The following is a 25,174-nucleotide window of genomic DNA, read 5'->3' on the forward strand; positions in this document are numbered from 1 at the left end:
GTCGGGACGAACTTGCCCGTCGCGGCCCTCGACATCCGGTCGCTCATCGGGGAGAGAAAGCGGCATGCGCATGTTCGGACCGAGCCTCGCCGTCACGCTCCTCCTCGCCGCCTGCCGGGGCGGAGGCGGGGCGGCCGACAATGGGGCCGCGCCCCCGCCGCCTGAGCCGGCCGGGTCGCCGGCCCCGCCTGTCGCTTCGGCGGGCACCGCCGCCTGGGATCTGGTGGCGAGCGGGGAGGGGACGGCGTTGCGGCTGGGCGGCTCCGGCGGCGGGCGCGCCGCGCTGGCCTTGTTCTGTCCGGCGGGCGGGGCGGAGCTGGTCGTGAACGTGCCCGGCTTCCGGCCGGTCGGCAGCGAGGAACGGATGACCTTCGGCAGCGGCGGCGAGGTGACCACCTTGGTCGCCGACACCGCCGGCGATGCCTTGCGCGGCGGCGTCAGCGGTGCCGGGCCGGTGCCGGCGAACCTCGCGGCGCTGATCGCGGGGCCGATCGGCGTCAATTACGGCGCGCAGAACAGCGGCCCGCATGACGCGCCGCCGGCCGATCTCGCCCGCGGCTTCGCCGCCGCCTGCGCCGATCGGGCCGCGGCCGCCCCCGCGCCGGGGCCGTCGCCCGCCGCGACCGCCGGGAGCGGCGCCAGCGCCTGCCGCGTTCAGGACGGCGCCCGGCTCGACGTTCCGCCGGTCCGCGCGATCGGGACCGAGCCGTTCTGGAACGCGCGGGTGGACGGCCGCTGCGTCACTTATTCGCATCCGGACGATCAGGCCGGCACCCGCGTCTGGACCCGTTATCGCGCGGAGGAGGGCGGCGGGGGCGTCTGGTCCGGGGCGCTCGGCGGCCGCCTGTTCGAGCTGCGCCTGCGCCCGCGCCCCGGCTGCTCAGACGGCATGTCCGACCGCCGCTACCCGATGGAGGCGGAACTGATGGTGAACGGCGAGCGCCGCCGCGGCTGCGCGGAGCCGGCCTGACCGCCGGCCGGCCCCCGCGCCCGATGCACCGCCGTCAGTGGACGGTTTCGCTGGCGATCGAATAGCGCGTGGTGGCGCTGCTGTTGGGGCAATAAGTGAGGCGGATCCATTCGTTGCGCGCCTTGCGCTCGTCCTCGAACGGGCCGACCATCTTTTCCGTGCCGGGGACGATCGCCCGGAATTCGGGGTCGCGATATTCGCCTCCGACGACCCAGTAACGCGTGGCCATGTCGGTTCTCCTCTCTCGTCTCATTCCGCCGCGACGGCGGTGATGAACTGTTCCGCCTCGGTCGATTCGGCGAGGGCGGTGGTGGACGCCTCGCCGCCCGCCAGCGTCTGGGCGACGAGGTCGAAATAGCCGGTGCCGACCTCGCGCTGGTGGCGGGTGGCGGTGTAGCCCGCCGGCTCGGACGCGAACTCCGCCTGCTGGAGCTCGGAATAAGCGGCCATGCCGCGGTCGCGATAGCCGCGCGCCAGCTCGAACATCGCATGGTTGAGGCTGTGGAAGCCGGCCAGGGTCACGAACTGGAACTTGTAGCCCATCGCGCCGAGCTCGCGCTGGAACTTCGCGATCGTCTCCCGGTCGAGCTTGGCTTCCCAGTTGAAGCTGGGCGAGCAATTATAGGCCATCATCTTGCCCGGATATGCCTTCTGGATCGCCTCGGCGAAGCGCTTCGCGTCCTCCAGATTGGGATGGCTCGTCTCCCACCACAGCAGGTCGGCATGTTGGGCGAAGGCGAGGCCGCGCTTTATGCAATGATCGACGCCGGTGCCGTCCTTCAGCCGGAAGAAGCCTTCGGGGGTGCGCTCGCCGGTCAGGAACTCATGGTCGCGCGAATCGACGTCGGACGTGATGAGCTTCGCGCTCTCCGCGTCGGTGCGGGCGACGAGCAGGGTGGGGACGCCGCACACGTCGGCCGCCAGGCGGGCCGCGTCGAGGTTGCGGATGTGGGCCTGGGTCGGGATCAGCACCTTGCCGCCGAGATGTCCGCACTTCTTCTCAGACGCGAGCTGGTCCTCGAAATGGACGCCGGCGGCGCCCGCCTCGATATAGGCCTTCATGATCTCGAAGCAGTTGAGGGGTCCGCCGAAGCCGGCTTCGGCGTCGGCGACGATCGGCGCGAACCAGTCGCGCTGGACGCCGCCTTCCATATGCTCGATCTGGTCGGCGCGCTGGAGGGTGCGGTTGATGCGGCGGCACAGCTCCGGTCCGGCATTGGCGGGATAGAGCGACTGGTCGGGATACATGGCGCCGGCGGTGTTGGCGTCGGCCGCGACCTGCCAGCCGGACAGGTAGATCGCCTTCAGGCCCGCGCGGACCATCTGCATCGCCTGATTGCCGGTGAGCGCGCCCAGGGCGTTCACATAATCCTCGGTCCTAAGCAGCTCCCACAGCCGCTCGGCGCCCCTGCGGGCGAGGCTGTGCTCGATCGCGACCGACCCGCGCAGCCGCTCCACCTCCTCGGGGCCGTAGGGGCGGGAGATACCGTCGAAGCGGCCGGGGGCGGCGGGGACGAGGCGGCTGAAATCGGTCATCGGGTTCCTCGCGGAAAGTGGTCGAACATGCGCCCTAACAACCATGGAGGCGCCGCATCGGCCGAACGAAAAAGGGTCGCGCGGTCACGATGCGACTTGCGACCATTGTAAAAACTTGACAATGTTCCACTATGGCGGAGCGGAAGCTTTACCTCGGCGGCAGGCTGCGGCGACTGCGGCGCGAGCTGGGGATGAACCAGAGCGCGATGGCGGCCGAGATCGGCATTTCGCCCTCTTATCTGAACCATCTCGAGCGCAACCAGCGGCCCGTGACCGCCCAGGTGCTGCTGCGCCTCGCCGATGCCTATGACGTCGACCTCAAGAGCTTCGCCGCGGAGGGCGGGGAAGGAACCGGCGTCGACCAGCTCGGCGAAATCTTCGCCGATCCGATGTTCTCCGATCTCGCCATCCCGCGCTACGAGCTGCTCGAAGTGGCGGACAACGCGCCGTCGGTCGCGGACGCGGTGTCGCGGCTCTACGCGGCCCTGGTCGAGCGGCGGCAGCATCCCGAGGGCGGGGCGCCGGACGAGACGTCGCTGGTGACGCCGGAAGCCTGGGTGCGCGACCATATCCAGGCGCAGCGCAACCATTTCCCCTATCTGGAGGAGGCGGCGGAGACGCTGGCAGGGGCGCTCGGCGAGCCGATCGGCCTGGCCGAAGCGTTGCGGCGGAGGCTGCGCGAGGCGTTCGGCATCGATACGCGCATCGTCCCGCCCGACCTGCTGGACGCCGCCAGCCAGCATTACGATTATCACCGCAAGCGGCTGATGCTGTCGTCTTTGCTCCGGCCCGAAAGCCGCACCTTCGCTTTGGCCTACCAGCTGGCGCTGTTCGAATTCCGGCCGCTGCTCCAGCGCATGATCGAGGCGGCGGCCCCGCCCGACACGCCGACCCGCCGCCTGCTCCACATGAGCCTCGCCAATCATGCCGCCGGCGCGATCATGATGCCTTACGCGCCCTTCCTGGCGGCGGCCGAGCGGCACCGCTACGACATCGACCGGCTGTGCGGCGAATTCGGCGCCAGCGTCGAGCAGGCGGCGCACCGGCTGACCACGCTCGGCCGGCCGGGGGCGCGCGGCATTCCCTTCTTCATGCTGCGGGTCGACGCGGCCGGAAACGTCTCGAAGCGCTTCGCAGGCGAGAGCTTTCCCTTCTCCCGCTTCGGCGGGACCTGCCCGCGCTGGAACCTCCACTCCGCCTTCCAGACGCCGGGCCGGGTGGCGACCCAGATCGTCGAGACGCCGGACGGCCAGCGTTTCTTCACCGTCAGCCGCACCGTCGACCGCGCCGTGCGTCTCGACCCGCGCGAATCGAGCCAGCTCGCGATCGGCATCGGCTGCGACGCCAAATATGCGCCGAAGATCGCTTATGCCGACGGGCTCGACCTTTCCGATCCCTACATCACGCCGATCGGCCCCGCCTGCGGCATCTGTCCGCGCCTGCGCTGCCCGCAACGCGCCGCCGCGCCGGCCGGCCGCACGCTGGCGCTGAACGAGCTTCAGAAGACGATCTCGCCTTACCCGTTCGTGGGGTGACGCTTGTGGGATGTGTATGAATCGGCTAGATCATACACATGCGGACCAACATCGAAATCGACGATGCGCTCGTCACCGAAGCGATGGAGCGAAGCGGCGCACGCACCAAGCGCGAAGCGGTCGATCGCGCATTACGGGACTTCGTCCGGCTCCAACGCCAGCTTGATATCCTGAAGCTCCGGGGCAAGCTGAAGTGGGAAGGCGACCTCGACCAGATGCGCCTCGACTGAATGATTTTCGCCGACTCGGGTGTGTGGATCGACTTCTTCAACGGAGTCCGAACGCCAGAGACCGATCGGCTGGCCCAACTTCTCGCCCGATCGCGGATCGTCGTCGGCGACCTGGTCCTCACGGAGGTTCTGCAAGGCTTCACCTCCGACCGCGATTTCCAGCAGGCACGCGAGGCGCTGACCTCGCTGCCGCTGATCAGCGTCACCGATCCGGCCACCGCTCTGCTCGCCGCGGATCACTACCCGGCGTTGCGCAGGCGCGGGATCACGGTCCGGAAAACGATCGATTGCCTCATCGCGACGCGCTGCATCGCCGTGGGCCTGCCCCTGCTCTACAGCGACCGCGACTTCGACCCCTTTGTCGCGCATCTCGGCCTCAGAAGCGCGCTGACGGTCGATTGAGGCTTTGGCCTCCCGTTCGGAGAAGGTTTATCGCGGCCGCATTCTCCTTTAGAGGGCGCCGCCATGGCTGATATCGACGAGATGAAGAGCGAGTGGCTGGCACGCGTCGACGGCGCGGGCGATCTCGCGGCGCTGGAGCAGGAGCGGGTGGCGGCGCTCGGCAAGCAGGGGGCGGTGACCGGCCTCCTGAAGACGCTGGGCGGCATGAGCCCCGAGCAGCGCCAGGCGGAAGGCCCGCGCATCCACGGCCTGCGCGAGGCGGTGACCGAGGCGATCGCGGCGCGCAAGCGGGCGCTGGAGCAGGCCGAGTTGGAGCGGCGGCTGGCGACCGAGCGGCTCGACCTGTCGCTGCCCACCGACGCCGGCCCGCGCGGCAGCGTCCATCCGGTGAGCCAGGTGATGGATGAATTGGCGGAGATCTTCGCCGATCTCGGCTTCGCCGTGGCCACCGGCCCGGAGATCGAGGACGATTGGCGCAACTTCACCGCCCTCAACATCCCCGAGACCCATCCGGCGCGGGCGATGCATGATACGTTCTATTTCGCGCAAGCGGAGACTCCCCCTCCCACATCAGGCAGGGAGAGGGCGACGCGGATGCTGCTGCGCACCCATACCTCGCCGGTGCAGATCCGGACGATGATGGACCAGGAGCCGCCGATCCGGATCATCGCGCCCGGCCGCACCTACCGGTCGGACAGCGACGCGACCCACACGCCGATGTTCCACCAGATCGAGGGGTTGGTGATCGACCGCGGCATCCATCTGGGTCATCTCAAATGGACGCTGGAGACCTTCCTCAAGGCCTATTTCGAGCGGGACGACATCGTGCTGCGGCTGCGGCCGTCTTATTTCCCGTTCACCGAGCCGTCGGCCGAAGTCGACGTGGGCTACCATATGGAGAAGGGCCGACGCGTGCTCGGCGGATCGGAAAAGTGGATGGAGCTGCTCGGCTCCGGGATGGTCCATCCGAAGGTGATCGCCAATTGCGGGCTCGATCCGGACGAATGGCAGGGCTTCGCCTTCGGCTGCGGCATCGACCGGCTGGCGATGCTGAAATATGGGATGGACGACCTGCGCGCCTTCTTCGACGGCGACATACGCTGGCTGCGCCATTACGGCTTCGCCGCGCTCGACGTGCCGACGCTGAGCGGGGGAGTGGGCGCATGAAATTCACTCTGTCCTGGCTGAAGGAGCATCTCGAGACCGAGGCGACGCTCGAGGAGATCGTCGAGGCGCTGACCCGCATCGGCCTCGAGGTCGAAGGAGTCGAGAATCCGGCCGAGAAGCTGGCGCCGTTCCGCGTCGCCCGAATCCTGACCGCCGAGCGCCATCCGCAGGCGGACAAGCTGCAGGTGTTGTCGGTCGACACCGGCGAGGGCGCGCCCGTCCAGGTGGTGTGCGGCGCTCCCAACGCCCGCGCCGGCATGCTGGGCGTGTTCGGCCCGCCGGGCGCCTATGTGCCGGGCAGCGACCTGACGCTGAAGGTCGCCGCGATCCGCGGCGTTGAGAGCCGCGGCATGATGTGCTCGGTGCGCGAGCTGGAGCTGGGCGAGGAGCATGACGGCATCATCGGCCTGCCCGACGACGCGCCGGTGGGCGAAAGCTTCGCCCGATATGCCGGTCTCGACGATCCGGTGATCGACGTCTCCGTCACGCCCAACCGGCAGGACGCGATGGGCGTGCACGGCATCGCCCGCGACCTCGCCGCCGCGGGGCTCGGGCGGCTGAAGCCGGTCGAGGCGGAAGAGGTGGCGGGCGGCTTCCCCTGCCCGATCGAGATCCGCACCGACGATCCGGACGGCTGCCCCGCTTTCTACGGGCGGGTGATCCGCGGCGTCCGCAACGGCCCCTCGCCGGCCTGGCTGCAGCAGCGGCTGAAGGCCGTCGGCCAGCGGCCGATCAGCGCGCTCGTCGACATGACCAACTATATCATGCTGAGCTACGGCCGGCCGCTCCACGTCTACGATCTCGCCAAGCTGGAGGGCGCGCTGGTCGCCCGCAAGGCGCGCGACGGCGAGGAGCTGCTGGCGCTGAACGGCAAGACCTACCGCCTGACGCCCGACATGACGGTGATCGCCGACGCGGCGCAGGTGCACGACATCGGCGGCATCATGGGCGGCGAACATAGCGGCGTCACCGAGGCGACCCGCGACATCGTCATCGAATGCGCCTATTTCGATCCGGAGAGGATCGCCGTGACCGGCCAGGCGCTCGCCCTCACGTCCGACGCGCGCACCCGGTTCGAGCGCGGGGTGGATCCGGAGTTCCTGGAGCCGGGCCTGCAGATCGCGACCCGCATGGCGCTGGAGCTCGCCGGCGGCGAGGCGTCAGAGGCTGTCCGCGCGGGCACGCCGCCCCGGCTCGACCGGGTGATCGAATATCGGCCGGAACGCTGCCTGCAGCTGGCGGGCGTCGATCTCCCGCCCGTCGACCAGCTCGACATCCTGAAGCGGCTCGGCTTCGGCGTACGCACCGGCGCGACCTGGACGATCGAGGTGCCGTCGTGGCGCCGCGACGTCGAAGGGCCGGCCGACATCGTCGAGGAAGTGATCCGGATTGAGGGGCTGGACGCCGTTCCCTCGACCCCGCTCGAGCGCAGCCCCGGCGTGGCGCGGCCGACCGCGACTCCCGAGCAGCTGCTGGAACGGCGCGCCCGGCGCACGGCGGCGGCGCGGGGCCTGTCCGAGGCGGTGACCTGGAGCTTCATTTCCGAGGCCGAGGCGGACGCGTTCGGCGGCTCCGCCTGGATCCTGTCCAACCCGATCAGCGAGGAGATGAAGGCGATGCGGCCCTCGCTCCTGCCCGGCCTGATCGCGGCGGCGCGCCGCAACCTCGCGCGCGGCGCGGAGAGCGTGCGGCTGTTCGAGCTCGGCCGCCGCTATCTCGCGGACGGCGAGCGGCCGACGCTGGCCGTCCTCCTCGCCGGCGACCAGACAGGGCGGCATTGGCGCACCGGCAAGGCGCGGCCGTTCGACGCCTTCGACGCCAAGGCCGAGGCGCTGGCAATCCTGGGCGCGATCGGGGCGCCGCTGGACAATCTCCAGCTGCTCGACGGTGCCGGGGGGGTCTATCATCCGGGGCGGTCGGCGCGGCTGGGGCTCGGACCGAAGAACCCGCTCGCCGAGTTCGGCGAACTGCATCCGGCGACGCTCAAGGCGTTCGACGCGGCGGGGCCGATCGTGGCGGCCGAAATCTTCCTCGACGCGCTGCCGCAGAAGCGCGGCGCGGCCACGCGGATGCGCAGCGCCTATGCCCCGCCCGCGCTGCAGGCGGTGAAGCGCGACTTCGCCTTCCTGGCGCCCGAGGCGCTGAAGGCCGGCGACCTCATCCGGGCGGTGCGCGGCGCCGACAAGGCGGCGATCGCCCATGTCGGGCTGTTCGACGTCTTCACCGGACCGGGCGTGCCGGAGGGGCGCAAATCGCTCGCGGTGGAAGTGACGCTCCAGCCGGTCGAGAAGAGCTTCGGCCATGACGAGCTGGACGCGATCTCGCAAAAGATCGTCGCCGCCGCGGCCAAGCTCGGCGCGGAGCTGCGCGCCTAGATCACTGGGTCTGGACCTCCTCGTCGGTCACGTTCCAGTGGCCGTCGAGCCAGGCGACGATCTCCCGCGCGGCGGGATGGTCGAAGGCGGCGTAGCGGGCGCGCAGCACCGGCAGACGCTCGCCCAGCCGATCGCGGCCGCGGTCCTGGAGGGTGAGGACATCCTTGGTCACCCGCTCGGCGAGCTCCGGCCCCAGGACGGTGAGCGCGGCATGGGCGAAGGCGGCGCCATATTCGTAGACCTCTCCCGCCGCATAGCTTTCGGCGAGCGTCAGCGCCGGAATGCGTGACAGGAGCGGCTGCGAGGCCGGGTTGACCGCATGGCCGGCGACGTGGCCCGCGATCGCGGCGGGACGGCCGGTGAAGGCGCGCAGGTGCAGATGCTGCGACATGCGCGAGCCGTCGTTGACCGGATAATTGTCCCACAGGAACGGCTTGCGCCCGATCTGCCCGGCGATCCGGTCGAGATGGCCCGGCGTGAATTCGCGGGCGCAGACCTCCTCGCCGGTCCACATGATCTCGATGCCCGCGTCGAGGCGGCGGCCCAGATCCTCAAGATAATGATCGGGGCGGCGGCCGAAGGCGACGTCCAGGATCGGATCGTCGGAATAATAAGAGGGGCAGCACAGGACGCGGCGGGCCGCGCTGCGCTCCGCGGCGAAGTGGACGATGTCGGCCTGGCGCTCGGCGAGGCCGGGAACGTCGCCGCGCATGTCGTCGAACAGGATGGCGAGATCGTCGAAGCCGATCACCGCCAGCGTGTCGAGCCGGGCGGCGAGCGGCGCGCGCCAGTCGCGTTCGGACAGATGAAGCTCGAACGGCGTCAGGCCGATGCCGAAGCGCACTTTGTGGCGGCGGCAATGGTCCCGGAGGCGACAGAGCCTTTCCATCTCCTCCGGCGGATGAGGCTCGCGCCAGCGGCGGCGGAGCCAGGGATCGGCCTTGGGCGCGTAGATATAGAAGGAGAAGCCGTGCGGGGCGAGGAAGGCGATCGTGTCGTGCCGCGCCTCCCAGCTCCAGGGCTTGCCGAAAAAGCCTTCGATGAGGCCGAGCTCAGGCGTCATTGCCGGCCTCCAGCGCGTTGATGGCGGCATGGACCCGCGCCTCGATCTCGCGGCGCGGCAGGCCGGGCGGGATCGGATCGGAGACGCGCATCGTGACCGTGCCGGCGCGCTTCCAGCCCTTGCGCGGCCAGACCCGCCCGCTGTCGAGCGCGATCGCGACGACCGGCAGGCCGAGCGCGCGGTAGAGGCCGGCGAAGCCCGGCTGAAGCGGCGGCGCGGCGCCAGGCGGCACGCGGGTGCCTTCGGGGAAGATGACGATCGGCCGCCCCTCGGCGATCGCCCGCTCGGCCGCCTTCATCATCCGCCGCAGCGCCGCCGCGCCGCCCGCCCGATCCACCGGGATCATGCCGTAGCGGCGCGCCGCCCAGCCCCACAGCGGAATGTCGGTCAGCTCGCGCTTCAGCACCACCGCCGGCCGGTCGAGCAGGACCACCATCTCCAGCGTCTCGTACATCGACTGGTGCTTGGCGGCGACCAGCACCGCGCCGTCGGGCAGGCGGCCCTCGACCCGGGTGCGGATGCCGAGGATCGCCGCCGCCGCCCAGCGGTGGAATCGCCCCCAGAAGCGAACCAGCGGGTGAAGCGCCCCCGGCCCGATCAGGGCGGCGGGCACGGCGGCCAGCACCGCCGCCACGGTGAACGAGTAGAAGACCAGAGCGAACAGGATCGAACGGAGCGCCGCCATCAGATGCCGATCAGCTCCGCCGCGTGACGCAGCAGGAACTTGTTATATTCGGTGAAGAGCTGCCGGAAGCTGGGGCTGGACGGCACCGCGTCGGACAGGATGGCGACGCCCGGCTCCACCCGCCGCGCGATCTCGAAGCGGGCGCGCGGCATGTGCCAGTCGGTGGTGATGAGCCGCATCGAGCGATAGCCGCGCTTCTTCAGCCAGCGCGCGACCTCGTCGGCATTTGACCGCGTGTCGACCGCCTCCCGACCGAGATCGATGCAGCAATCGAACAGCCCGTCCTCGACGTCGTGGGTGGCCTCCAGCTCTTCCGGGCGGACGGTGCGCTGGACGCCGGAGATCAGCATCCGCTCCGCCCGCCCCTCGGCGAGCAGGTCGAAGCCGCGCTGCAGACGGCCGGGCCCGCCGGTCAGCACCACGATCGCGTCGGTGCGCTGCGCCTCCGCCGCCCGCGGCAGCAGCACGACGAACGCGGCATAGCCGAGCGCATAAGCGAGGACGAGCAGGGCGAACAGGCGGACGAGGAAGCGGATCACAGGAAGCGCCCCAATGCCCGGAGGATGGTGACCCGCGCAACCAGCATGGCGAGCAGCACGCCGCCGACCGGAAGCGCGACGAGGACCGCCCAGGCGCCGGCCGGAAGCCCGGCCGAGCCGAGCAGTTCCGAACCGAGCTTTCCCACCCGGTCGCCGATCAGCAGCAGCACCGCCGCGGCGGCGAGCAGGCCGACGAAGCCGCCGAACAAGGCGTCGAGCGCGATCCGGCGCTGGAACAGCCGGGCGACCTGGATGTCGGTCGCGCCCATCAGGTGCAGGACCTCGATCGTCGCGCGGTGGGTGTCGAGCGCGGCGCGGGCGGCGAGCACCACGGTGGCCGCCGTCGCGCCGATCATCAGCAGGACGAGGCCGCCGGCCAACCAGCGCAGCGCCGAGATGAGCCGCGACAGCGGCGCCAGCCATTGCGCATTGTCGTCGACCCGGGCCGACGGCGCGACTTCCGCGACGGCGGCGCGCACTTCGTCGATGCGGCCGTGCGCCTCGGCGCTGAGCTCCGCGTCGATCATCGCGGGCATCGGCAGATCGACCTCCGCCCCGCCGCCGGCGCCGAGCCAGGGTTCGAGCAGGCCCGCCAGCTCCGCGTCCGGGATGCGGCGCAGGGTGACGATGCCGGGCAGCGTCTCCAGCCGGGCGAGCGCCGCCTCCGCCTCCGCCTCGCGGCGGTCGGGATTGGCCTCCACGATCTGGACGGTGATGCGGGTGCCGATCCCGGCGTCGAGCGTCCGCGCGGCCGTGCCGAGCCCGAGCCCGGCGGCGGCGGCGAGCACCGTCAGGAACATCATGATCGCGATCACCCAGGGCATCGGCCCGGCGAGCCGCCCTTCGGGCAGCAGCCGCCGGTCGGCCGCGCCGAACTTGCGGACCCCGCCCTTCACGCTTCCGGCCTGCGCGGCGGGTGGCGGAGCGCGCCGGTCGGATCGGCGATCTGGCCGCGGTCCAGCCGCAGCATCTCGGCGCGGGCGACGCGGGAGAGGAGATGGAGATCGTGGGTGGCGACGACCACGGTGGTGCCGAGCTTGTTCAGGCTGTCGAACAGATGGAGGAGACGCTGCGCCATTTCCGGATCGACGTTGCCGGTGGGCTCGTCGGCGACGAGCAGTTCGGGGCGGGCGATGACGGCGCGGGCGATGGCGACGCGCTGCTGCTCCCCGCCCGAAAGCGTCGCCGGACGGGCCGAGGAGCGGTGGCCGAGACCCACCCAGGCCAGCATCTCGCTGACCGGCATGTCGAGATCCTTGTCCTCCACCCCGGCGACGCGCAGCGGCAGCGCGACATTGTCATAGGCGGACAGGTGCGGGACCAGACGGAAATCCTGGAAGACGACGCCGATCCGGCGGCGGAAGCCCGGCAGGCGCTTGCGCGGCATCGTCACGATGTCCTCGCCGAACAGGCGGATGAGCCCGCGGCTCGGACGCTGGGCGAGATAGAGCAGCTTCAGGAGCGAGGTCTTGCCCGCGCCCGAAGGTCCCGTCAGGAAATAGAAGCCGCCTTCGCGCAGCGAGAAGGTGAGATCCGACAGCGTTTCCGCCCCGGTGCCGTATCGCAGGCCGACATTCTCGAACTGTACGATGCTCGCGCTCGTTGCCAGGTTCCGCCTCCGATCGACCCTTCGCCCCGCCTTCAGATGGCATGGCGGCGCGCGCTTCGCAAAGCAAAAGGCGGCGGAAATTCCGCCATTTGCTTGCAACAAACGGCGCGAACGTGCTTAGCAGTTCCCGCCATCGATGGGGCCGCCCGAACAAGATGATCCTTTCCTGTCCCGCTTGCCAGACCCGCTATGTCGTTCCCGACAGCGCGATCGGACCCAATGGGCGTCAGGTCAGGTGCGCCAATTGCAAGCACAGCTGGCACCAGGAACCGGCCCCGCCGGCGCCGCGTCAGGCGGAAGCGGCCGCCGAACCGGCACCCGTGCCGTCGCCCCCGCCGCCCGCCCCGGCCTTCGCCGCGCCGGTGCGCGAGACGGCGCCGCCGCCTCCACCGCCGAACCGGGATTTCGTCGGCGTCGCGGAGCCGGACGGCTTCGCCGCCGAGCCGCCGTTCCGCCCGCGCCGCAACCGCGCGCGCCTGCTCACCATCCTCGCCGGCGCGGCGGCCCTGCTGATGCTGGCCGCGACCGCCGCCATCGCCTGGTTCGGCCTGCCGACGATGGGCGAGCGGCTGGGCATGGGCGGCGGCGGCGGCGAGCTTCCGCTGGTGATCGAGGGCGCGGCCGAGCGGCGGCAGCTGAGCAGCGGCAACGAGCTGTTCACCGTCACCGGCCGCGTGCGCAACGCATCGGAGGAGACGCAGCCGGTGCCGCCGATCCGGATCGAGCTGCGCGACGCGCAGGGGCGGATCATCTACGAATGGTCGATCAGCGCGCCGGTGTCGGAGCTGGTGCCCGGCCAGATCGTGACCTTCAACAGCGCCGAGGTGGACGTGCCGCGCGGCGCCCGGCGGATGCACCTGCGCTGCAACCTGTGCCGGCCCGCCGACGCGGGCGAGGTCACCCCGCCGCAGGGATGAGGCGGCCGCCGCGCCGCAGCACCCAGGCGAGCCGCGCGAACTGCAGGGCGGCGCAGACCAGCATCCCCGCCCCCGCGGCGTAAACGAGCCCGTCCGGCCCCCAGCCGCCGCGGACCAGCAGCCAGCCGAGCCCGCCGGTCACGAAGAAGAAGGAGATGACTCCGTTCACGCCCGCCGCCACCTGCTCGCCGAGCGAGCGCAGCGCGCCGGTGAACACATATTGCAGCCCGTCGAACAGCATGAAGGGCGCCATCAGCACCAGCATCGCCGCGGCGAGCGCCCGCACCTCCGCGTCGCCGGAAAAGGGCCCCACCATCGTTCCGGCGAACAGCGCGAGGAAGAGCGCGAAGGCGCCGAGCACCAGCGCCGACAGGCCGGCCGCGATCATCGCACGCGGCCAGGCATGCTCGATCTCGCCCGCCCCCACCGCATTGCCGACCCGCACCCCCGCCGCCGAGCCGAAGCCCATCGACAAGGCGAAGACGACATTGTGGAGCGAGAACATCGCCTGGAAGGCGGCCGCGGGCACGAGGCCGAGCTGGGTTGAGAGCGCGATGAGCCAGGAGAAGCCGGCCAGTTCCAGCCCCGCGGCGATCGCGGGGACGAGCCCGAACCAGGCGAGCGCCGGGACCCCGCGCAGCGCCCGCTTCAGCGCCGGCCGGGACAGGTCGCGCACGCCGCGCGCCTCGGCCCGCGGCAGCACCCAGCACAGGATCAGGATCGCCGCCGCGCCGCCGATCGAGGCGATGGTGGTGGCGAGCGCCGCCCCGACCGCGCCGAGCGCGGGAAAGCCCCAATGGCCGTTCACCAGCAGCCAGTCGAGCAAAGCGTTGACCGGCAGCATGCCCAGATTGACCGCCATCACCCGGCGCGGGCGGCTGATCCCTTCCAGGAAATAGGAGGCGGCGGCCATCACATATTGGGCGGGATAAGCGAGCGCGATGGCGCGGATCACGGCGGCGCCCGGCGCGTGCAGCTCCGGCGCGACGCCGATCGCGGCGAGCAACGCCTCCGCCCACAGCATCAGCACCGCGAAGGCCGCGAAGCCGAGCAAGAGGGCCAGCATCACGCCCGAGCGCAGCCGGTCGCCGGTGTCGCGCAGCCGCCCGGCGCCGTCGTCCCGGGCCGAGAAGACGAGCACGCCCGACAGCGCCGCCAGGCCCATCACGATCGAGATGAAGGTGAGCGCCCGGCTGGCGGCGAGCGCGCCCAGCTCCGCGGTGCCGGCCTGACCGACCATCGCGACGTCGATCAGCTGCATCAGTGTCCAATTGAGGCTGGTCAGCATGATCGGCCAAGCGAGCGCCAGGATGCGCCGCCCCTCCGCGATCGTTTCTGCCCGGTTGTACCTCATCGACGCCGCCGATAGACGAGGGGGCGACAGCGCGACACCCGGAGATGCGAATGCGGATCGGAATCCTGACCGGCGGCGGCGACGTGCCCGGCCTCAATCCCTGCATCCGATCGGTCACACTGTCGGCCGACGATCTCGGCTGGGACGTGATCGGCTTCCGCCGCGGCTGGGAAGGCGTGATGGCGATCGACCCGGACGACCGGGCGAGCGTCGCCGCCAACACCTTGCCGCTCACCCGCGAAGGTGTGCGCGGGATCGACCGGACCGGCGGCACGATCCTCCACACTTCCCGCTCCGACCCGCGTCGCCACAAGGACGGCGATGGGACCCAGCATGTGCTGAAGGTGCTCGACCGGCTCGGCATCGACGCGATGGTGACGCTGGGCGGCGACGGCACCTTGCGCTTTTCGGCCCATCTCGCGGGGCAGGGGATGCGCGTCATCTCCGTCCCCAAGACGATGGACAATGACGTGTTCGGCACCGATTACTGCATCGGCTTTTCCACCGCCGTCAGCCGCTCGGTCGAGGCCATCAACGCGCTCCGGACCACCGTCGAGAGCCACGAGCGGATCGGCGTTATCGAACTGTTCGGGCGCAGGAGCGGCGAGACGGCGTTGCTGTCCGGATTCCTCGCGCAGGTCGACCGCACCGTCATTTCCGAGGTGCCGGCCGATCTCGACCGGCTGCTGCCGCTGCTCGACGAGGACAAGAGTTCCAACCCGCAGCATTACGCCATGTGCGTCATTTCCGAAGGCGCGCAGATCGGCGGCGAGGATCTGGGCGAGGACGACCAGAGGTCGCTGTCCAACAGCCAGCGGGTGGAAGTGGGCGTCGGCCGCCGGCTCGCCTCCCATATCGAGGCGCGGCTCGGCCACGGCACCGTCATCCAGGAATTGGCCTATCTGATGCGGGCGGGCGAGCCGGACGCGATGGACCGGATGGTGGGCCTCGCCTTCGGCGGCCTCGCCATCCAGCTGCTGGAGCGGGGCGAGGATGCGCGGATGGTGACCCTGTCCGACGGCAATTACAGCCATGTGCCGATCGACACCCTGCTGCACGGCACCAAGAATGTCGACGTGACGGCGCTTTACGACCGCAACCATTTCCGCGCCCGGCTGATGCGGGTCGAGGGAATGCCCATGTTCCTCTATTGAAAGGCGCAATCCGCGGGCCGCAGAAAAGCGCGGTCTGCGGCATTGCGTCGCGCGGGCGGCTTTGCTAGAGGCCCGGGCCTGCCAGACGCCGGGGCCTCCCGGCGGTCAATCAAAGCGTGCGGTCGTGGCGGAACTGGTAGACGCGCAGCGTTGAGGTCGCTGTGGCCGAAAGGCCGTGGAAGTTCGAGTCTTCTCGACCGCACCACTTTGATGATCCGGGCGCCCGGCCCCGCCGGGGAAGTCGCGCGAGACGACTTCGGCGCCCGCTCTCCTCCGTTCGGCGCAGCCCCGCCGCCTCGCTATTGACCCTGCGGGGGCGCCCGCCCACATCCCCGCCATGGAGCGGGAGCGGGACATGTCGGATCGCGAATGGCGGGAGCGCCTGTCGCCGGAGCAGTATCACGTGCTTCGGGAAGGCGGCACCGAGCGGGCCTTTACGGGCCGCTATTGGGACAATCACGAGGACGGCGAATATCGCTGCGCCGGCTGCGGCGAGCCTTTGTTCGACAGCGCCGCCAAATATGACAGCGGCAGCGGCTGGCCGAGCTTCACCGCGCCGGCCGCCGGCGATGCGGTGACCGAGCATGTCGACGCCAGCTACGGCATGCGCCGGGTGGAAGTGCGCTGCGCCCGCTGCGACGGGCATCTGGGGCATGTCTTCCCCGACGGCCCGGGCCCGGAGGGCCTGCGCTACTGCATCAACTCCGCGGCGCTCGACTTCGAGGCCAAGTAAGCGCGGGTTCATCCCCGCTGCTGTTCTTGTTGCGCCGACCTTCCGGCCCTAACACCAGGATAGAATGGCCAGCCAAGCTCCGTCGCGGGTCGGGAAAACCCTGATCGCTCTCATCAAGATCGGCCTTTACCTGTTCGTCCTGGCGCTGGTCGCGCTGGTGGTGGCGGTGTCGGTCGCCGTCAGCCAGCTGCCGAGCTATCAGGAGCTCGTCCGGCGCGACGATCTCGGCCAGATGATCCGGGTGCGCGCCGCCGACGGTTCGGTGATCCATTCGATGGGGCCGAGCTTCGGCGAATGGCTGTCGCACGACGAAATCCCGGCGATCATGCGCGACGCCATGATCGCGGTGGAGGACCGGCGCTTCCATTATCATCCCGGCGTCGATCCGATCGGCATCGCGCGCGGCATCTGGGTCGGCTGGACCCGGGACGACCGGGTGCGGGGCGTGTCCACCATCGCCCAGCAGCTCGCCCGCAACATCTTCCTCACCAACGACCGGTCGATGGGCCGCAAGATCCGCGAGGGCATCCTCGCCCTCGCGCTCGAGCGGCGCTTCTCCAAGGAGCAGGTGCTGGAGCTCTATCTGAACCGCGTCTATTTCGGCGGCGGCGCCTATGGGATCGACGCGGCGTCGCGGCGCTTCTTCGGCCATTCGGCGACGGAGCTGAACGCCGGCCAGGCGGCGATCATCGCCGGCCTCGTCAAGGCGCCGTCCAATTATTCCCCCACCGCCGACGCCGAGGCCGCCCGCGCGCGCGCCAACATCGTCCTCCAGCTGATGGTACGCGAAGGCGCGATCAGCGAGGCGCAGGCGCGCGCCGCCAATCCGCAGCAGGTGGAATTCGTTCGCACCGCCGAGCGGCACAACAGCGCGCGCTACTTCACCGACTGGGTGCTGCCGCAGCTCGAGACGCTGATCGACGAGACGGTGCAGCCGATCGACGTGTGGACCACGCTCGACGTCGGGCTGCAGCGCGCGGCGGACGAGGCGCTGAACGCCAACGCCCCCTCCGCCCAGGCACAGGGCGCCCTGGTGTCGCTGGACCGGGACGGCGCGGTGCGCGCCCTGGTCGGCGGCCGCGACTATGTCGATTCGATCTACAACCGCGCGACCCAGGCGACCCGCCAGCCCGGTTCGGCCTTCAAGCTGTTCGTCTATCTCGCCGCGCTCGAGACCGGCTACACGCCGACCAGCACGGTGGTGGACGAGCCGGTGACGATCAACGGCTGGAGCCCGCGCAACGACAATGGCCGCTACCAGGGGCCGGTGTCGCTGCGGGCGGCGCTGGCGCTGTCGATCAACACGGTCGCCGTCCGCATCGCCCAGGATGTCGGCACCCGCACCGTCGCCGACATGGCGCAGCGCTTCGGCATCACCACGCGGGTGGACACCAATCCGTCGATGGCGCTCGGCACGTCGGAGGTGCGGCTGATCGACCTCACCCGCGCTTATGCGTCGGTCGCGCAGCGCGGCGTGGCGGTGGTGCCCTACGGCATCCGCCGGGTGACGACCGCCGACGGCACCCTGCTCTACCAGCATCGCAGCGACGAAAGCCGGGTGCTGGTCGCGCCCTGGGTGGCGGCGCAGATGACCGATCTGCTGCAGGCGGCGGTGATGACCGGCACCGGCCGCGCCGCCCAGCTCGGCCGACCGACGGCGGGCAAGACCGGCACCACCAGTTCCAACAAGGACGGCTGGTTCGTCGGCTTCTCGTCCGGGCTCACCACCGGCGTCTGGTACGGCCGCGACGACAATCGCGCGCTGCCGGGCCTGGCCGGCGGACGGGCGCCGGCGCGTGCCTTCCACCAATATATGGCGCGCGCCGTCGCCAATCGCCCGGTCGAGAATTTCGAGATCGAGGTGGCACTACCCGACTGGCAGGTCGAGCCGGACGCGGAGAGCTGGTACGGCGCGCCGGACGATTATCAGCTCGTCGATCCGGACGGCAATCCGATCCAGCCGGTCGAGGACGGCCCGCCGCCCCCGCCGCAGCCGCGCGAGCCGGGCAGCGCCACCACCGAGGAATTGAACCAGGAGTGGCTGGACCATGCGATCGGCCGCAACCGGGCGCCGCAGGCCGTGCCGCAGGAACGGCGCGGGCCGCCGCCCGATCGCGGCCCGCCGCCGCGCCGCCAGCAGCAGGAGGTGATGCCGCCACTGCCCGGCCAGCGGCAGAGCGCTCCGCCGGTGGTGCGGCCGACCGAGACGCCCCCGCCCACCATCCGCCCCCGCGCGCCGGGAACGGCCGAGTAGGACCTAGCGGAACAGGCGGTGGAGCGTGGCGCCTTCGCGGCGCAGCCAGTCGCGCGCCGGCTTCGGATCGGCGCCGAGCAGATCCGCCACCAAGGCGTGGAAATCCGGGCCGTGGTTCATATGCACCAGGTGCGCGACTTCATGCGCGACCGTCGCGCGGCGCACGAAATCGGGCGCGAGGATCAGCCGCCAGGAATAACGCAGCGTGCCCGTCGAAGAGCAGCTGCCCCAGCGCGACAGCGTGTCGCCCACCCTCACTTTGGCGACCTCCAGGCCGCGCGGCGCCGCGAAGGCGCGGCTTTCCCGCTCCAGCACCGCCTGCGCGTGGCGCTTCAGGCCGCGCAGCACCCGTGCCTCCAGCCCCTCCAGCGGCCCGCCGACCAGGATCCGGCCATCGTCGGCGATGTGGACGGTGCGCGGCCGCTCCGGCGACCAGTCGAGCAGATGCGGGCGGCCGTGGAGCGGAATCGTCATGCCCGGCCGGATCGGCTCCGGCGCCGGCACCGCGGCGAGCGCCGTTTCCACCCATTGCCGCTGCCCGGCCGCCCATTCGAGCGCGCGGCGGCGGGAGACGCGGCGCGGCACGGTGAGGAGCACGGCGCCGGTGCGCGGATCGACCCTAAGGCGCATCACCCGCGCGCGCGGCGAGACTTTCAGCGTCAGCGGCGCGCGCCGCTCCCCGGCCGAAAAGACGAGCTCAGAGCTCACGATCGACGAGATGATGTTCGAGATCGCCCGCATCGTCCTCCGACACTGTCCAGCCGCGCACCGACATGCCGGCGCGGTGCACCGATTCCGGATCGCCGCTGACCAGATAATGCCAGGCGGGCAGCGGCTTGCCCTCCGACCGCAGCCGATAGGCGCAGGTCGAGGGAAGCCAGGCCAGCCGGTCGACCGCGTCGGGCGTGAGCCGCACGCAATCCGGCACCAGGGCGCGGCGCGCGCGATAGTTGGAGCAGCGGCAGCTCTGCCGGTCGAGCAGGCGGCAGGCGATGTTGGTCGGGTGGATCTCGCCCGACAGATCGTCCTCCACCTTGTGGAGGCAGCATTTTCCGCAGCCGTCGCACAGCGCTTCCCACTCCGCGCGGCTGAGCTGGTTCAGCGGCTTTTCCCAGAAGGCGCTCATCGCACCCAGCGCTGGAGTTCGGCGACGATCGCGTCCGGCCCCTGTTCGTGCGGGAGGAGGACGATCGGCTGGCCCTCCGGCCCCATCAGCACCGCCATGCGGCTGTGATCGACCAGATAGTCGCGCGAGGCGGCATCGCCCTGGCGCGCATAATACACGCCATAGGCGCGGGCGACGCCGGCGATTTCCTCCGGGCTGCCGGTGAGGCCGACGAAGCGGGGATGGAAGGCGGAGACGAACTGGCGCACCGTCGCGGGATCGTCGCGCTCCGGATCGACCGAGATGAAGATCGGCTGCACTCTGGCGGCGCGGTCCGGATCGCTCTGCTCCAGCCGCCGCATCGCCGCGCCGATCGCCTGCATGTCGGTCGGGCAGACATCGGGGCAATAAGTGAAGCCGAAATAGATCAGCCGGTAGCGGCCGGCGAAATCGGTGTCGCTGACCTTGGCGCCGGTCTGGTCGGTGAGGGTGAACGGCCCGCCGATCCGCGCCCCTTCGAGCGGCGGGCGGGCGCCGTCGCCGCCTTGTCCGCAGGCGGCCAGCAGCAAGGCGGCGAGCAGCGCCAGGAGGGCGGGCAGGCGGGAGGGTGCTGACAATTCGTTCATGGCGGGGCCAGCCTTGCTTTGCTAAGGGGCGGGGATCAAGCGCATATCTGGGGATCGATCGGTGATGAAGAAGGTGCGGGGCGGTCTTCTGGCCGCGGCGGTGGCCGCGTTGGTCGCGATTCCGGCGGGGGCGCAATTCTCCGAAAGCTACAGCTTCCTGAAGGCGGTGAGGGACCGCGACGGCAACAAGGTGACGAGCATCGTCAGCGCGCCGGGCTCCACCGTCATCAACACCCGCGACCAATCGACCGGCGAGGGCGCGCTCCATTATGTGGTGCGCGACCGCGACACGCGCTGGCTGAGCTTCCTCTTGTCGCGCGGCGCCCGCGCCGACATCGCCAACAACCAGGGCGCGAGCCCGCTCACCCTCGCGGCGCAGCTCGGCTGGGTCGAAGGCGCGGAACTGCTGCTGCAGCGCGGCGCCAACGTCAATCACGCCAACAGCCGGGGCGAAACCCCGCTGATCCTGGCCGTCCAGACCCGCGACGTGGCGATGGTGCGCCTGCTGATGCAGAACGGCGCCAATCCGAACCTGACCGACAATGTCGCCGGCTTTTCCGCGCTCGATTATGCCCGCCGCGACAACCGCGCCCAGGCGCTGCTGCGGGTGATGGAAAGCACGAACCAGCCCGCCCGCCCGGCCCAGGGCCCGCGCCTCTAGAGTCATTGCGAGGAGCGAAGCGACGCAGCAATCCATGGGCCTCCGAAGCCGCATGGATTGCTTCGCTCCGCTCGCAATGACGGACCTGCCCTAAGGCTTCAATCCAGCCCCGCGAGTCCGGGATCGAGGTCGCCCGCGAGGCGGCGGGCGGCGCGGCGGGCGAAGCGCAGGGTTTCCGCCTTGCGCCGGGCCGGCGCGAGCTTGCGCCACGGCGCGTCCCTGAACACCGCCGCGTCGTAGCGGTCGGCGACGATCAGGCCGCTGCAATCCGGCCCGAGCGCCTCGCCGTCGAAATCGACCAGCGGAAAGCCGGCCGGCACCGCCCAGAAATAGCGGTCGCAATAATCGAGATAGTCCGGCCATTTGCGGTCGCCGAGCAGATCGGCGCGGGACACCTTGATCTCGACGATGGTGATGAGGCCCTTGCCGCAGATCGCCACCATGTCCGCGCGCCGCCCGTTGGGCAGCGGCACTTCGCACAAGGCGAACAGATCCTGCCGGAAGAACATCCGGGTGACGCCGCGCGCCACGTCCTGGGCGGCAACGGGCGCGCCGTCGAAACAGGCGGCGGCCGAGTCGGGGAGGGAAGCCATGCGGCAGATTAGAATGAAAGGGGAACGCGGAACAAGTCCGCGAAGAAACGGGCCCGCTCCCGGGGGGGCGTGGGAGCGGACCCGTTTCGGTCGCCGGAGGGCGACTTAGCGGTAGAAGACGTGATTGCCGACCGACGCGACGCGGGTGAGGTTGCGCCAGCCCGGCGAAACGCGGCGGGCGTGGAAGAACAAAGCGCGCGGCGCGGCGCCTTCGGCAAGATCCTCGATCGCGATGTGCGAGATCGCCACCGCGGTGCGCCACGCCTCGGAGCTGCGCGGAGGGGTCGGCAGGCGGCCGCCGCGAACGAAGGAGAACTGGCTCGGCTGCTTCACGACGCCGCAGATGGTCGACGGGAAGCGGCCGGAATCGGCGCGGTTCAGGATCACTTCGGCGACGGTGAGCTGGCCGGCGAGCGGCTCGCCCTTGGATTCGTAATAGACCGCGGTCGCGAGGCATTCGAACTCGCTGTCCGGCGTCTCGGAACCCGCATAGTCGCGGACGAGCTGGGCCAGCGAGCGGCCCTTGCGGTCGCTGTCGCGATCGATCACCGCCGGCTGGACGCGGGCGGCGGCGGGCTCGACCTCGGCGACGGCATGCGCCGCGACCGGAGTGGAGAAATCGACGTCGTGCGCGAGCTGCGCATTTTCTTCGGCGCGGTTGAGGCCGAATTCACCCGGCGTCTCGAACGACGCGGCGGCATGTTCGATATAGTGGACCGCGGGAGCGGTCTCAGCTTCGTAAGCCAAGGACGGCGCGACGGTCGCGCCGATCGCCAGCGTTACGACAGCCGCAGTGAAACCTACGGCACGTTTGATGCGTTTCATTAAAACTCTGATCTGTGCGGTCGGTCGATCCTGGCCTGGATGCTGGGCATCCGCCGATCTCCGCCCGTCTCGCGTTGGCCGCTGCCTTGTTGGCATTGCTGGCGGCCCCCCGCTCGTGCGCTAAAGTGCTGTGGAGCCGGCTATGCGGGTCCCCGGCGGGGGTCAACCGATCAGCTTCATTTCAGCGGCGAACCGTTCGGCGGACGCGATATCCAGTTCCAAAACCCACATATCCGGGTCGAATTTCCGCCTCCGGGCGAGGAACTTTTCAACTTCTTCTTCGTTTTCAGCGGCTTGAGGGAGAACGTCCTCCCACTCATAGCGGCCGTCCGGATGGAGGAGCCGCTCCAGAATCCGCAGTTTTCTGCCCTTTTCGGCGAGAATCACGGTCACCGCGCCGGACATCGGATCGCCCTTGGCGAGCACGGCGCCGAACCCCCCTTGCGAATCGACTCGCCGCAGCAGCGCGCCCACCAGGACATTGCTGGCGAGCCGCGGCTCCGTCATTCGGCCCGGTAGCCGGGAAGGCCGGACAGCGGGATGTGGGAGCGCATGAAGGTGCCGGTTCCGCGCGCCGCTTCCTCGCCGTCGGCGTCGATCAGCCGCGCCTCGGCCACGAACACCCGGCGGCGCCCGCTCACCCAGCGTCCCTCCGCCACCACCGGCCCGCTCTTCAGCGGCCGGGTGAAATTGAGGTTGAAGGCAGTGGTCAGGAGGAAGCGGTCGCTCACCAGGCTGTTGCAGGCGTAGAAGGCGGCATCGTCCATCATCTTGAAATAGAGCGTGCCGTGGGCCGCGCCGGCGGCGTGGAAGAAGCGATCGGCCGCTTCGAAGCGGATGCGGGCGACGCCTTCGTCCACGATTTCGAGCCGCGACTCGAACAAAGCGTTGATCGGAGCGTGGCGGTAGAGCGATTCCAGCGCCCGGAAATGCGCCTCGGCCCCGGCCGCGCCCGCCGCTTCAGGCGGCATCCGCCTTTTCCTCGCCGCACAGCAGCGCGTAGATGGCGTCGCGCGAGCGGGCGCCGCGGAGCTTCGCGACGCAGGCCCGGTCCCGCAGCAGCCGGCTGACGCGGGCGAGCGCCTTCAGATGCTCCGCGCCCGCATCCGGCGGCGACAGGAGCAGGAAGACGAGATCGACCGGAAGGCCGTCCACCGCCTGGAAGTCGATCGGGGCGGACAGGCGCGCGAAATAGCCGACCACATGGTCCAACCCCTCGATCTTGCCGTGCGGGATGGCGACGCCGGCGCCGAAGCCGGTGGATCCGATCTTCTCGCGATCGTTGAGGCTGGCGACGATCTCGCGCGCGTCGATGCCGGTCAGCTTGCCGGCGGCGGCGCCGAGCTGCTGGAACAGCGCCTTCTTGTTGGCGCAGCCGAGCGACGCATCGACCGCGTCGGTCGCCAGGATGTCGGCAAGATCGTTCATCACATGCACCGGACGGGGCCGGGAGCCCCTGGAAAGAAGGATATAGGTGGGCGTGGGCCCGTCGGGAAGTCAGTCGGCCTGGGGTTCCACCCAGCCGACCGTGCCGTCATTTCGTCGGTACACCATATTGTAGCGCCCGGTGCCGCTGTTGCGGAACAGAAGCGCGTTGGTGTTGCGCAGATCGAGCAGCATCACCGCGTCCGAAACGCTCGCATCGGGAATGTCGACCTTGGTCTCGGCGACGATCGGCGGATGATCGGCCGCCTCCTGCTCCTCGTCGCCCGGATCGAACACGACATAGCTGGCATTCCAGGCCGCATCAGCCATTGCCTCGGCATGCGAGGCGGCGGCGTGGCGGTCCTTCAATCGCCGCTTGTAGCGGCGCAGCTGCTTTTCGATCCGGTCGGCGGCCTGGTCGAAGGCGGGATGGGCTGCGGCGGCGCGGCCGCTTCCCTTCAGCACCACGCCGTTCGGCACATGGGCGACGATGTCGCAGGTGAAATGATGGTCGTGCGGTCCCTTGCCGAACGTCACCTGCGCGGAAATGGCGCGGGCGAAGAATTTGTCGGCCATCGCGCCCAGCCGGTCCTCGACCTGACCGCGCAGCGCTTCTCCCAAATCGACCTGATGTCCGGAGACCCGGATGTCCATTGCGCTCTCCAACACTCGCGGCGGCGGCTTAGGCCCGCCGGTCCACCGCCGTCAACCGCGGCTTTCGACCCGGTGCCAGATCGGATCGGTGATGCCGGCGAGGAAGCTGGCATGGGCCGCGAGCTCCTCCTCGCTCGGCGCGTGGGGCCGCGGCGGCCGCACGGTCGCGGTCAGCGGGGCGGAGCCGAGCGGCGCCGTCTCGACCAATTCGACCTCGATCGTCTCTTCGACCAGCGACAGGCCGATCTGGCGGCCGCCGGTCAGCTCGACATAACATTGGGCGAGCAGCTGCGCGTCGATCAGCGCGCCGTGCTTGATCCTGAGCGACCGGTCGACGCCGTAGCGGGTGCACAGCGCATCAAGGCTGTGCTTGGCGCCCGGATGCTTCTGGCGCGCGAGCACCAGGGTATCGACCATCCGCGTCATGCAGACGAGCGGCCGGCCACACAGGCCGAGCTCGTGATTGAGAAAGCCGAAATCGAAGCCCGCATTGTGGGCGACGAGCGGGCAATCGCCGAGAAAATCGAGCAATTCCTCGCACATGTCGCCGAACGGCGGCTTGTCGGACAGGAAGGCGTCGGACAGGCCGTGCACCGCCTCCGCCTCGCTGGGCATCGGCCGGCCGGGATTGAAATAAGCGTGGAACGTGCGGCCGGTCTCGACCTTGTTGACGATCTCGACGCAGCCGATTTCGACCATGCGATCGCCGCCAAGCGGACTGAGGCCCGTGGTTTCGGTGTCGAAGACGATTTCCCGCATGCC

Annotated in this window: 29 protein-coding genes and 1 tRNA gene; 12 read left to right on the plus strand and 18 right to left on the minus strand. The window is 70.2% G+C overall.

The window, feature by feature from the left end:
- The first annotated feature begins 64 nt into the window (after positions 1 to 64).
- On the plus strand, positions 65 to 970 hold the full coding sequence (locus ACK4K7_RS01365) for a hypothetical protein (protein ID WP_431863342.1): 906 nt from the start codon (positions 65 to 67) through the stop codon (positions 968 to 970).
- Between the two features lie 34 nt (positions 971 to 1,004).
- On the opposite strand, the gene ACK4K7_RS01370 is transcribed toward ACK4K7_RS01365, so the two are convergent.
- On the minus strand, positions 1,005 to 1,199 hold the full coding sequence (locus ACK4K7_RS01370) for a DUF4170 domain-containing protein (protein ID WP_431863343.1): 195 nt from the start codon (positions 1,197 to 1,199) through the stop codon (positions 1,005 to 1,007).
- 20 nt (positions 1,200 to 1,219) lie between these two features.
- The gene (gene aceA / locus ACK4K7_RS01375) at positions 1,220 to 2,506 is read right to left on the minus strand and encodes an isocitrate lyase (RefSeq protein WP_431863344.1); all 1,287 of its coding nucleotides are present in this window, start codon (positions 2,504 to 2,506) and stop codon (positions 1,220 to 1,222) included.
- Positions 2,507 to 2,637: 131 nt separating this feature from the next.
- Between aceA and ACK4K7_RS01380 the strand changes: the two genes are divergently transcribed.
- The 5 genes from ACK4K7_RS01380 (at position 2,638) to pheT (ending at position 8,215) form a co-directional block, all read left to right on the plus strand.
- Positions 2,638 to 4,041 (plus strand): helix-turn-helix domain-containing protein, encoded by a 1,404-nt coding sequence (locus ACK4K7_RS01380; protein WP_431863345.1) that lies wholly within the window; start codon positions 2,638 to 2,640, stop codon positions 4,039 to 4,041.
- 38 nt (positions 4,042 to 4,079) lie between these two features.
- Positions 4,080 to 4,271 carry a type II toxin-antitoxin system VapB family antitoxin gene (locus tag ACK4K7_RS01385; protein WP_431863346.1) on the plus strand — a complete coding sequence of 64 codons (192 nt, stop codon included), beginning with the start codon at positions 4,080 to 4,082 and terminating at the stop codon, positions 4,269 to 4,271.
- Positions 4,272 to 4,673, plus strand: a complete 402-nt coding sequence (gene vapC, locus ACK4K7_RS01390) for a type II toxin-antitoxin system VapC family toxin (protein ID WP_431863348.1) — start codon at positions 4,272 to 4,274, stop codon at positions 4,671 to 4,673.
- Positions 4,674 to 4,736: 63 nt separating this feature from the next.
- Positions 4,737 to 5,840, plus strand: a complete 1,104-nt coding sequence (pheS, locus tag ACK4K7_RS01395; protein ID WP_431863349.1) for a phenylalanine--tRNA ligase subunit alpha — start codon at positions 4,737 to 4,739, stop codon at positions 5,838 to 5,840.
- Positions 5,837 to 8,215: a phenylalanine--tRNA ligase subunit beta gene (gene pheT / locus ACK4K7_RS01400; RefSeq protein WP_431863350.1), complete on the plus strand. Its 2,379-nt coding sequence runs from the start codon at positions 5,837 to 5,839 to the stop codon at positions 8,213 to 8,215. Before pheS ends, pheT begins: the two co-directional genes overlap by 4 nt.
- 1 nt (position 8,216) lies before the next feature.
- Here pheT and ACK4K7_RS01405 read toward each other — a convergent pair whose 3' ends face one another.
- The 5 genes from ACK4K7_RS01405 to ftsE are packed head-to-tail and all read right to left on the minus strand — an operon-like array spanning position 8,217 to position 12,111.
- Entirely contained in the window at positions 8,217 to 9,278 is a 1,062-nt protein-coding gene (locus ACK4K7_RS01405; protein WP_431863351.1) for a beta-N-acetylglucosaminidase domain-containing protein, read from the minus strand.
- Entirely contained in the window at positions 9,268 to 9,963 is a 696-nt protein-coding gene (locus tag ACK4K7_RS01410) for a lysophospholipid acyltransferase family protein (RefSeq protein ID WP_431863352.1), read from the minus strand. Before ACK4K7_RS01410 ends, ACK4K7_RS01405 begins: the two co-directional genes overlap by 11 nt.
- Positions 9,963 to 10,502 (minus strand): YdcF family protein, encoded by a 540-nt coding sequence (locus ACK4K7_RS01415; RefSeq protein WP_431863353.1) that lies wholly within the window; start codon positions 10,500 to 10,502, stop codon positions 9,963 to 9,965. Before ACK4K7_RS01415 ends, ACK4K7_RS01410 begins: the two co-directional genes overlap by 1 nt.
- Positions 10,499 to 11,398, minus strand: a complete 900-nt coding sequence (locus tag ACK4K7_RS01420; protein ID WP_431863354.1) for a cell division protein FtsX — start codon at positions 11,396 to 11,398, stop codon at positions 10,499 to 10,501. The genes ACK4K7_RS01415 and ACK4K7_RS01420 overlap by 4 nt, the downstream gene beginning before the upstream one ends.
- Complete coding sequence (ftsE, locus tag ACK4K7_RS01425) at positions 11,395 to 12,111, minus strand: cell division ATP-binding protein FtsE (RefSeq protein WP_431863619.1); 717 nt, start codon at positions 12,109 to 12,111, stop codon at positions 11,395 to 11,397. Before ftsE ends, ACK4K7_RS01420 begins: the two co-directional genes overlap by 4 nt.
- Positions 12,112 to 12,266: 155 nt before the next feature.
- Between ftsE and ACK4K7_RS01430 the strand changes: the two genes are divergently transcribed.
- Positions 12,267 to 13,028, plus strand: coding sequence for an MJ0042-type zinc finger domain-containing protein (locus ACK4K7_RS01430; RefSeq protein WP_431863356.1), 762 nt, complete (start codon positions 12,267 to 12,269; stop codon positions 13,026 to 13,028).
- Here the strand turns inward: ACK4K7_RS01430 and ACK4K7_RS01435 are convergent.
- Positions 13,009 to 14,382: an MATE family efflux transporter gene (locus ACK4K7_RS01435; protein ID WP_431863357.1), complete on the minus strand. Its 1,374-nt coding sequence runs from the start codon at positions 14,380 to 14,382 to the stop codon at positions 13,009 to 13,011. The genes ACK4K7_RS01430 and ACK4K7_RS01435 overlap by 20 nt on opposite strands.
- Positions 14,383 to 14,432: 50 nt before the next feature.
- On the opposite strand from ACK4K7_RS01435, the gene ACK4K7_RS01440 reads away from it, so the two are divergent.
- The 4 genes from ACK4K7_RS01440 to ACK4K7_RS01455 all read left to right on the plus strand — a co-directional run bounded on the left by ACK4K7_RS01440 (position 14,433) and on the right by ACK4K7_RS01455 (position 18,523).
- Positions 14,433 to 15,536 carry a 6-phosphofructokinase gene (locus ACK4K7_RS01440; RefSeq protein WP_431863358.1) on the plus strand — a complete coding sequence of 368 codons (1,104 nt, stop codon included), beginning with the start codon at positions 14,433 to 14,435 and terminating at the stop codon, positions 15,534 to 15,536.
- A gap of 118 nt (positions 15,537 to 15,654) precedes the next feature.
- Positions 15,655 to 15,741: transfer RNA gene (locus ACK4K7_RS01445), tRNA-Leu, on the plus strand.
- A gap of 132 nt (positions 15,742 to 15,873) precedes the next feature.
- A complete protein-coding gene (msrB, locus tag ACK4K7_RS01450; RefSeq protein ID WP_431863359.1) occupies positions 15,874 to 16,269 on the plus strand; it encodes a peptide-methionine (R)-S-oxide reductase MsrB in 396 nt (131 codons plus the stop codon).
- Between the two features lie 64 nt (positions 16,270 to 16,333).
- Entirely contained in the window at positions 16,334 to 18,523 is a 2,190-nt protein-coding gene (locus ACK4K7_RS01455) for a transglycosylase domain-containing protein (protein WP_431863361.1), read from the plus strand.
- A gap of 3 nt (positions 18,524 to 18,526) precedes the next feature.
- Here ACK4K7_RS01455 and ACK4K7_RS01460 read toward each other — a convergent pair whose 3' ends face one another.
- From ACK4K7_RS01460 to ACK4K7_RS01470, 3 genes are read right to left on the minus strand one after another with little or no spacing between them, the layout of a single operon-like run.
- The gene (locus ACK4K7_RS01460; protein WP_431863362.1) at positions 18,527 to 19,264 is read right to left on the minus strand and encodes a M48 family metallopeptidase; all 738 of its coding nucleotides are present in this window, start codon (positions 19,262 to 19,264) and stop codon (positions 18,527 to 18,529) included.
- Positions 19,221 to 19,649, minus strand: a complete 429-nt coding sequence (locus ACK4K7_RS01465; protein WP_431863363.1) for a YcgN family cysteine cluster protein — start codon at positions 19,647 to 19,649, stop codon at positions 19,221 to 19,223. Before ACK4K7_RS01465 ends, ACK4K7_RS01460 begins: the two co-directional genes overlap by 44 nt.
- A complete protein-coding gene (locus tag ACK4K7_RS01470) occupies positions 19,646 to 20,254 on the minus strand; it encodes an SCO family protein (protein ID WP_431863364.1) in 609 nt (202 codons plus the stop codon). Before ACK4K7_RS01470 ends, ACK4K7_RS01465 begins: the two co-directional genes overlap by 4 nt.
- A gap of 64 nt (positions 20,255 to 20,318) precedes the next feature.
- On the opposite strand from ACK4K7_RS01470, the gene ACK4K7_RS01475 reads away from it, so the two are divergent.
- The gene (locus ACK4K7_RS01475; RefSeq protein ID WP_431863365.1) at positions 20,319 to 20,915 is read left to right on the plus strand and encodes an ankyrin repeat domain-containing protein; all 597 of its coding nucleotides are present in this window, start codon (positions 20,319 to 20,321) and stop codon (positions 20,913 to 20,915) included.
- 98 nt (positions 20,916 to 21,013) lie between these two features.
- Here the strand turns inward: ACK4K7_RS01475 and ACK4K7_RS01480 are convergent, their stop codons facing one another.
- The 7 genes from ACK4K7_RS01480 to dnaQ all read right to left on the minus strand — a co-directional run bounded on the left by ACK4K7_RS01480 (position 21,014) and on the right by dnaQ (position 25,171).
- Positions 21,014 to 21,508 carry an MmcB family DNA repair protein gene (locus ACK4K7_RS01480; RefSeq protein ID WP_431863366.1) on the minus strand — a complete coding sequence of 165 codons (495 nt, stop codon included), beginning with the start codon at positions 21,506 to 21,508 and terminating at the stop codon, positions 21,014 to 21,016.
- A 105-nt stretch (positions 21,509 to 21,613) separates the two neighbouring features.
- Positions 21,614 to 22,333 (minus strand): cell wall hydrolase, encoded by a 720-nt coding sequence (locus ACK4K7_RS01485; RefSeq protein ID WP_431863367.1) that lies wholly within the window; start codon positions 22,331 to 22,333, stop codon positions 21,614 to 21,616.
- A gap of 162 nt (positions 22,334 to 22,495) precedes the next feature.
- A complete protein-coding gene (locus ACK4K7_RS01490; RefSeq protein ID WP_431863368.1) occupies positions 22,496 to 22,840 on the minus strand; it encodes a DUF1491 family protein in 345 nt (114 codons plus the stop codon).
- Positions 22,837 to 23,304 carry a PaaI family thioesterase gene (locus ACK4K7_RS01495; protein ID WP_431863369.1) on the minus strand — a complete coding sequence of 156 codons (468 nt, stop codon included), beginning with the start codon at positions 23,302 to 23,304 and terminating at the stop codon, positions 22,837 to 22,839. Before ACK4K7_RS01495 ends, ACK4K7_RS01490 begins: the two co-directional genes overlap by 4 nt.
- Positions 23,294 to 23,761, minus strand: a complete 468-nt coding sequence (locus ACK4K7_RS01500; RefSeq protein ID WP_431863370.1) for a PTS sugar transporter subunit IIA — start codon at positions 23,759 to 23,761, stop codon at positions 23,294 to 23,296. Before ACK4K7_RS01500 ends, ACK4K7_RS01495 begins: the two co-directional genes overlap by 11 nt.
- 69 nt (positions 23,762 to 23,830) lie before the next feature.
- Positions 23,831 to 24,412 carry a ribosome hibernation-promoting factor, HPF/YfiA family gene (hpf, locus tag ACK4K7_RS01505; protein ID WP_431863371.1) on the minus strand — a complete coding sequence of 194 codons (582 nt, stop codon included), beginning with the start codon at positions 24,410 to 24,412 and terminating at the stop codon, positions 23,831 to 23,833.
- A gap of 51 nt (positions 24,413 to 24,463) precedes the next feature.
- A complete protein-coding gene (dnaQ, locus tag ACK4K7_RS01510) occupies positions 24,464 to 25,171 on the minus strand; it encodes a DNA polymerase III subunit epsilon (protein WP_431863372.1) in 708 nt (235 codons plus the stop codon).
- Positions 25,172 to 25,174: the final 3 nt, after the last annotated feature.

Source organism: Allosphingosinicella sp., from assembly GCF_046295735.1.
Classification (GTDB): Bacteria; Pseudomonadota; Alphaproteobacteria; order Sphingomonadales; family Sphingomonadaceae; genus Allosphingosinicella.

Excerpts from the sequence above, each read along its gene's own strand:
- ACK4K7_RS01365 (WP_431863342.1), top strand. The coding sequence starts at position 65 with ATGCGCATGTTCGGACCGAGCCTCGCCGTCACGCTCCTCCTCGCCGCC.
- ACK4K7_RS01370 (WP_431863343.1), bottom strand. The coding sequence starts at position 1,199 with ATGGCCACGCGTTACTGGGTCGTCGGAGGCGAATATCGCGACCCCGAA.
- aceA (WP_431863344.1), bottom strand. The coding sequence starts at position 2,506 with ATGACCGATTTCAGCCGCCTCGTCCCCGCCGCCCCCGGCCGCTTCGAC.
- ACK4K7_RS01380 (WP_431863345.1), top strand. The coding sequence starts at position 2,638 with ATGGCGGAGCGGAAGCTTTACCTCGGCGGCAGGCTGCGGCGACTGCGG.
- ACK4K7_RS01385 (WP_431863346.1), top strand. The coding sequence starts at position 4,080 with ATGCGGACCAACATCGAAATCGACGATGCGCTCGTCACCGAAGCGATG.
- vapC (WP_431863348.1), top strand. The coding sequence starts at position 4,272 with ATGATTTTCGCCGACTCGGGTGTGTGGATCGACTTCTTCAACGGAGTC.
- pheS (WP_431863349.1), top strand. The coding sequence starts at position 4,737 with ATGGCTGATATCGACGAGATGAAGAGCGAGTGGCTGGCACGCGTCGAC.
- pheT (WP_431863350.1), top strand. The coding sequence starts at position 5,837 with ATGAAATTCACTCTGTCCTGGCTGAAGGAGCATCTCGAGACCGAGGCG.
- ACK4K7_RS01405 (WP_431863351.1), bottom strand. The coding sequence starts at position 9,278 with ATGACGCCTGAGCTCGGCCTCATCGAAGGCTTTTTCGGCAAGCCCTGG.
- ACK4K7_RS01410 (WP_431863352.1), bottom strand. The coding sequence starts at position 9,963 with ATGGCGGCGCTCCGTTCGATCCTGTTCGCTCTGGTCTTCTACTCGTTC.
- ACK4K7_RS01430 (WP_431863356.1), top strand. The coding sequence starts at position 12,267 with ATGATCCTTTCCTGTCCCGCTTGCCAGACCCGCTATGTCGTTCCCGAC.
- ACK4K7_RS01435 (WP_431863357.1), bottom strand. The coding sequence starts at position 14,382 with ATGAGGTACAACCGGGCAGAAACGATCGCGGAGGGGCGGCGCATCCTG.
- ACK4K7_RS01440 (WP_431863358.1), top strand. The coding sequence starts at position 14,433 with ATGCGGATCGGAATCCTGACCGGCGGCGGCGACGTGCCCGGCCTCAAT.
- msrB (WP_431863359.1), top strand. The coding sequence starts at position 15,874 with ATGGAGCGGGAGCGGGACATGTCGGATCGCGAATGGCGGGAGCGCCTG.
- ACK4K7_RS01455 (WP_431863361.1), top strand. The coding sequence starts at position 16,334 with ATGGCCAGCCAAGCTCCGTCGCGGGTCGGGAAAACCCTGATCGCTCTC.
- ACK4K7_RS01460 (WP_431863362.1), bottom strand. The coding sequence starts at position 19,264 with ATGCGGGCGATCTCGAACATCATCTCGTCGATCGTGAGCTCTGAGCTC.
- ACK4K7_RS01465 (WP_431863363.1), bottom strand. The coding sequence starts at position 19,649 with ATGAGCGCCTTCTGGGAAAAGCCGCTGAACCAGCTCAGCCGCGCGGAG.
- ACK4K7_RS01470 (WP_431863364.1), bottom strand. The coding sequence starts at position 20,254 with ATGAACGAATTGTCAGCACCCTCCCGCCTGCCCGCCCTCCTGGCGCTG.
- ACK4K7_RS01475 (WP_431863365.1), top strand. The coding sequence starts at position 20,319 with ATGAAGAAGGTGCGGGGCGGTCTTCTGGCCGCGGCGGTGGCCGCGTTG.
- ACK4K7_RS01480 (WP_431863366.1), bottom strand. The coding sequence starts at position 21,508 with ATGGCTTCCCTCCCCGACTCGGCCGCCGCCTGTTTCGACGGCGCGCCC.
- ACK4K7_RS01485 (WP_431863367.1), bottom strand. The coding sequence starts at position 22,333 with ATGAAACGCATCAAACGTGCCGTAGGTTTCACTGCGGCTGTCGTAACG.
- ACK4K7_RS01490 (WP_431863368.1), bottom strand. The coding sequence starts at position 22,840 with ATGACGGAGCCGCGGCTCGCCAGCAATGTCCTGGTGGGCGCGCTGCTG.
- ACK4K7_RS01495 (WP_431863369.1), bottom strand. The coding sequence starts at position 23,304 with ATGCCGCCTGAAGCGGCGGGCGCGGCCGGGGCCGAGGCGCATTTCCGG.
- ACK4K7_RS01500 (WP_431863370.1), bottom strand. The coding sequence starts at position 23,761 with ATGAACGATCTTGCCGACATCCTGGCGACCGACGCGGTCGATGCGTCG.
- hpf (WP_431863371.1), bottom strand. The coding sequence starts at position 24,412 with ATGGACATCCGGGTCTCCGGACATCAGGTCGATTTGGGAGAAGCGCTG.
- dnaQ (WP_431863372.1), bottom strand. The coding sequence starts at position 25,171 with ATGCGGGAAATCGTCTTCGACACCGAAACCACGGGCCTCAGTCCGCTT.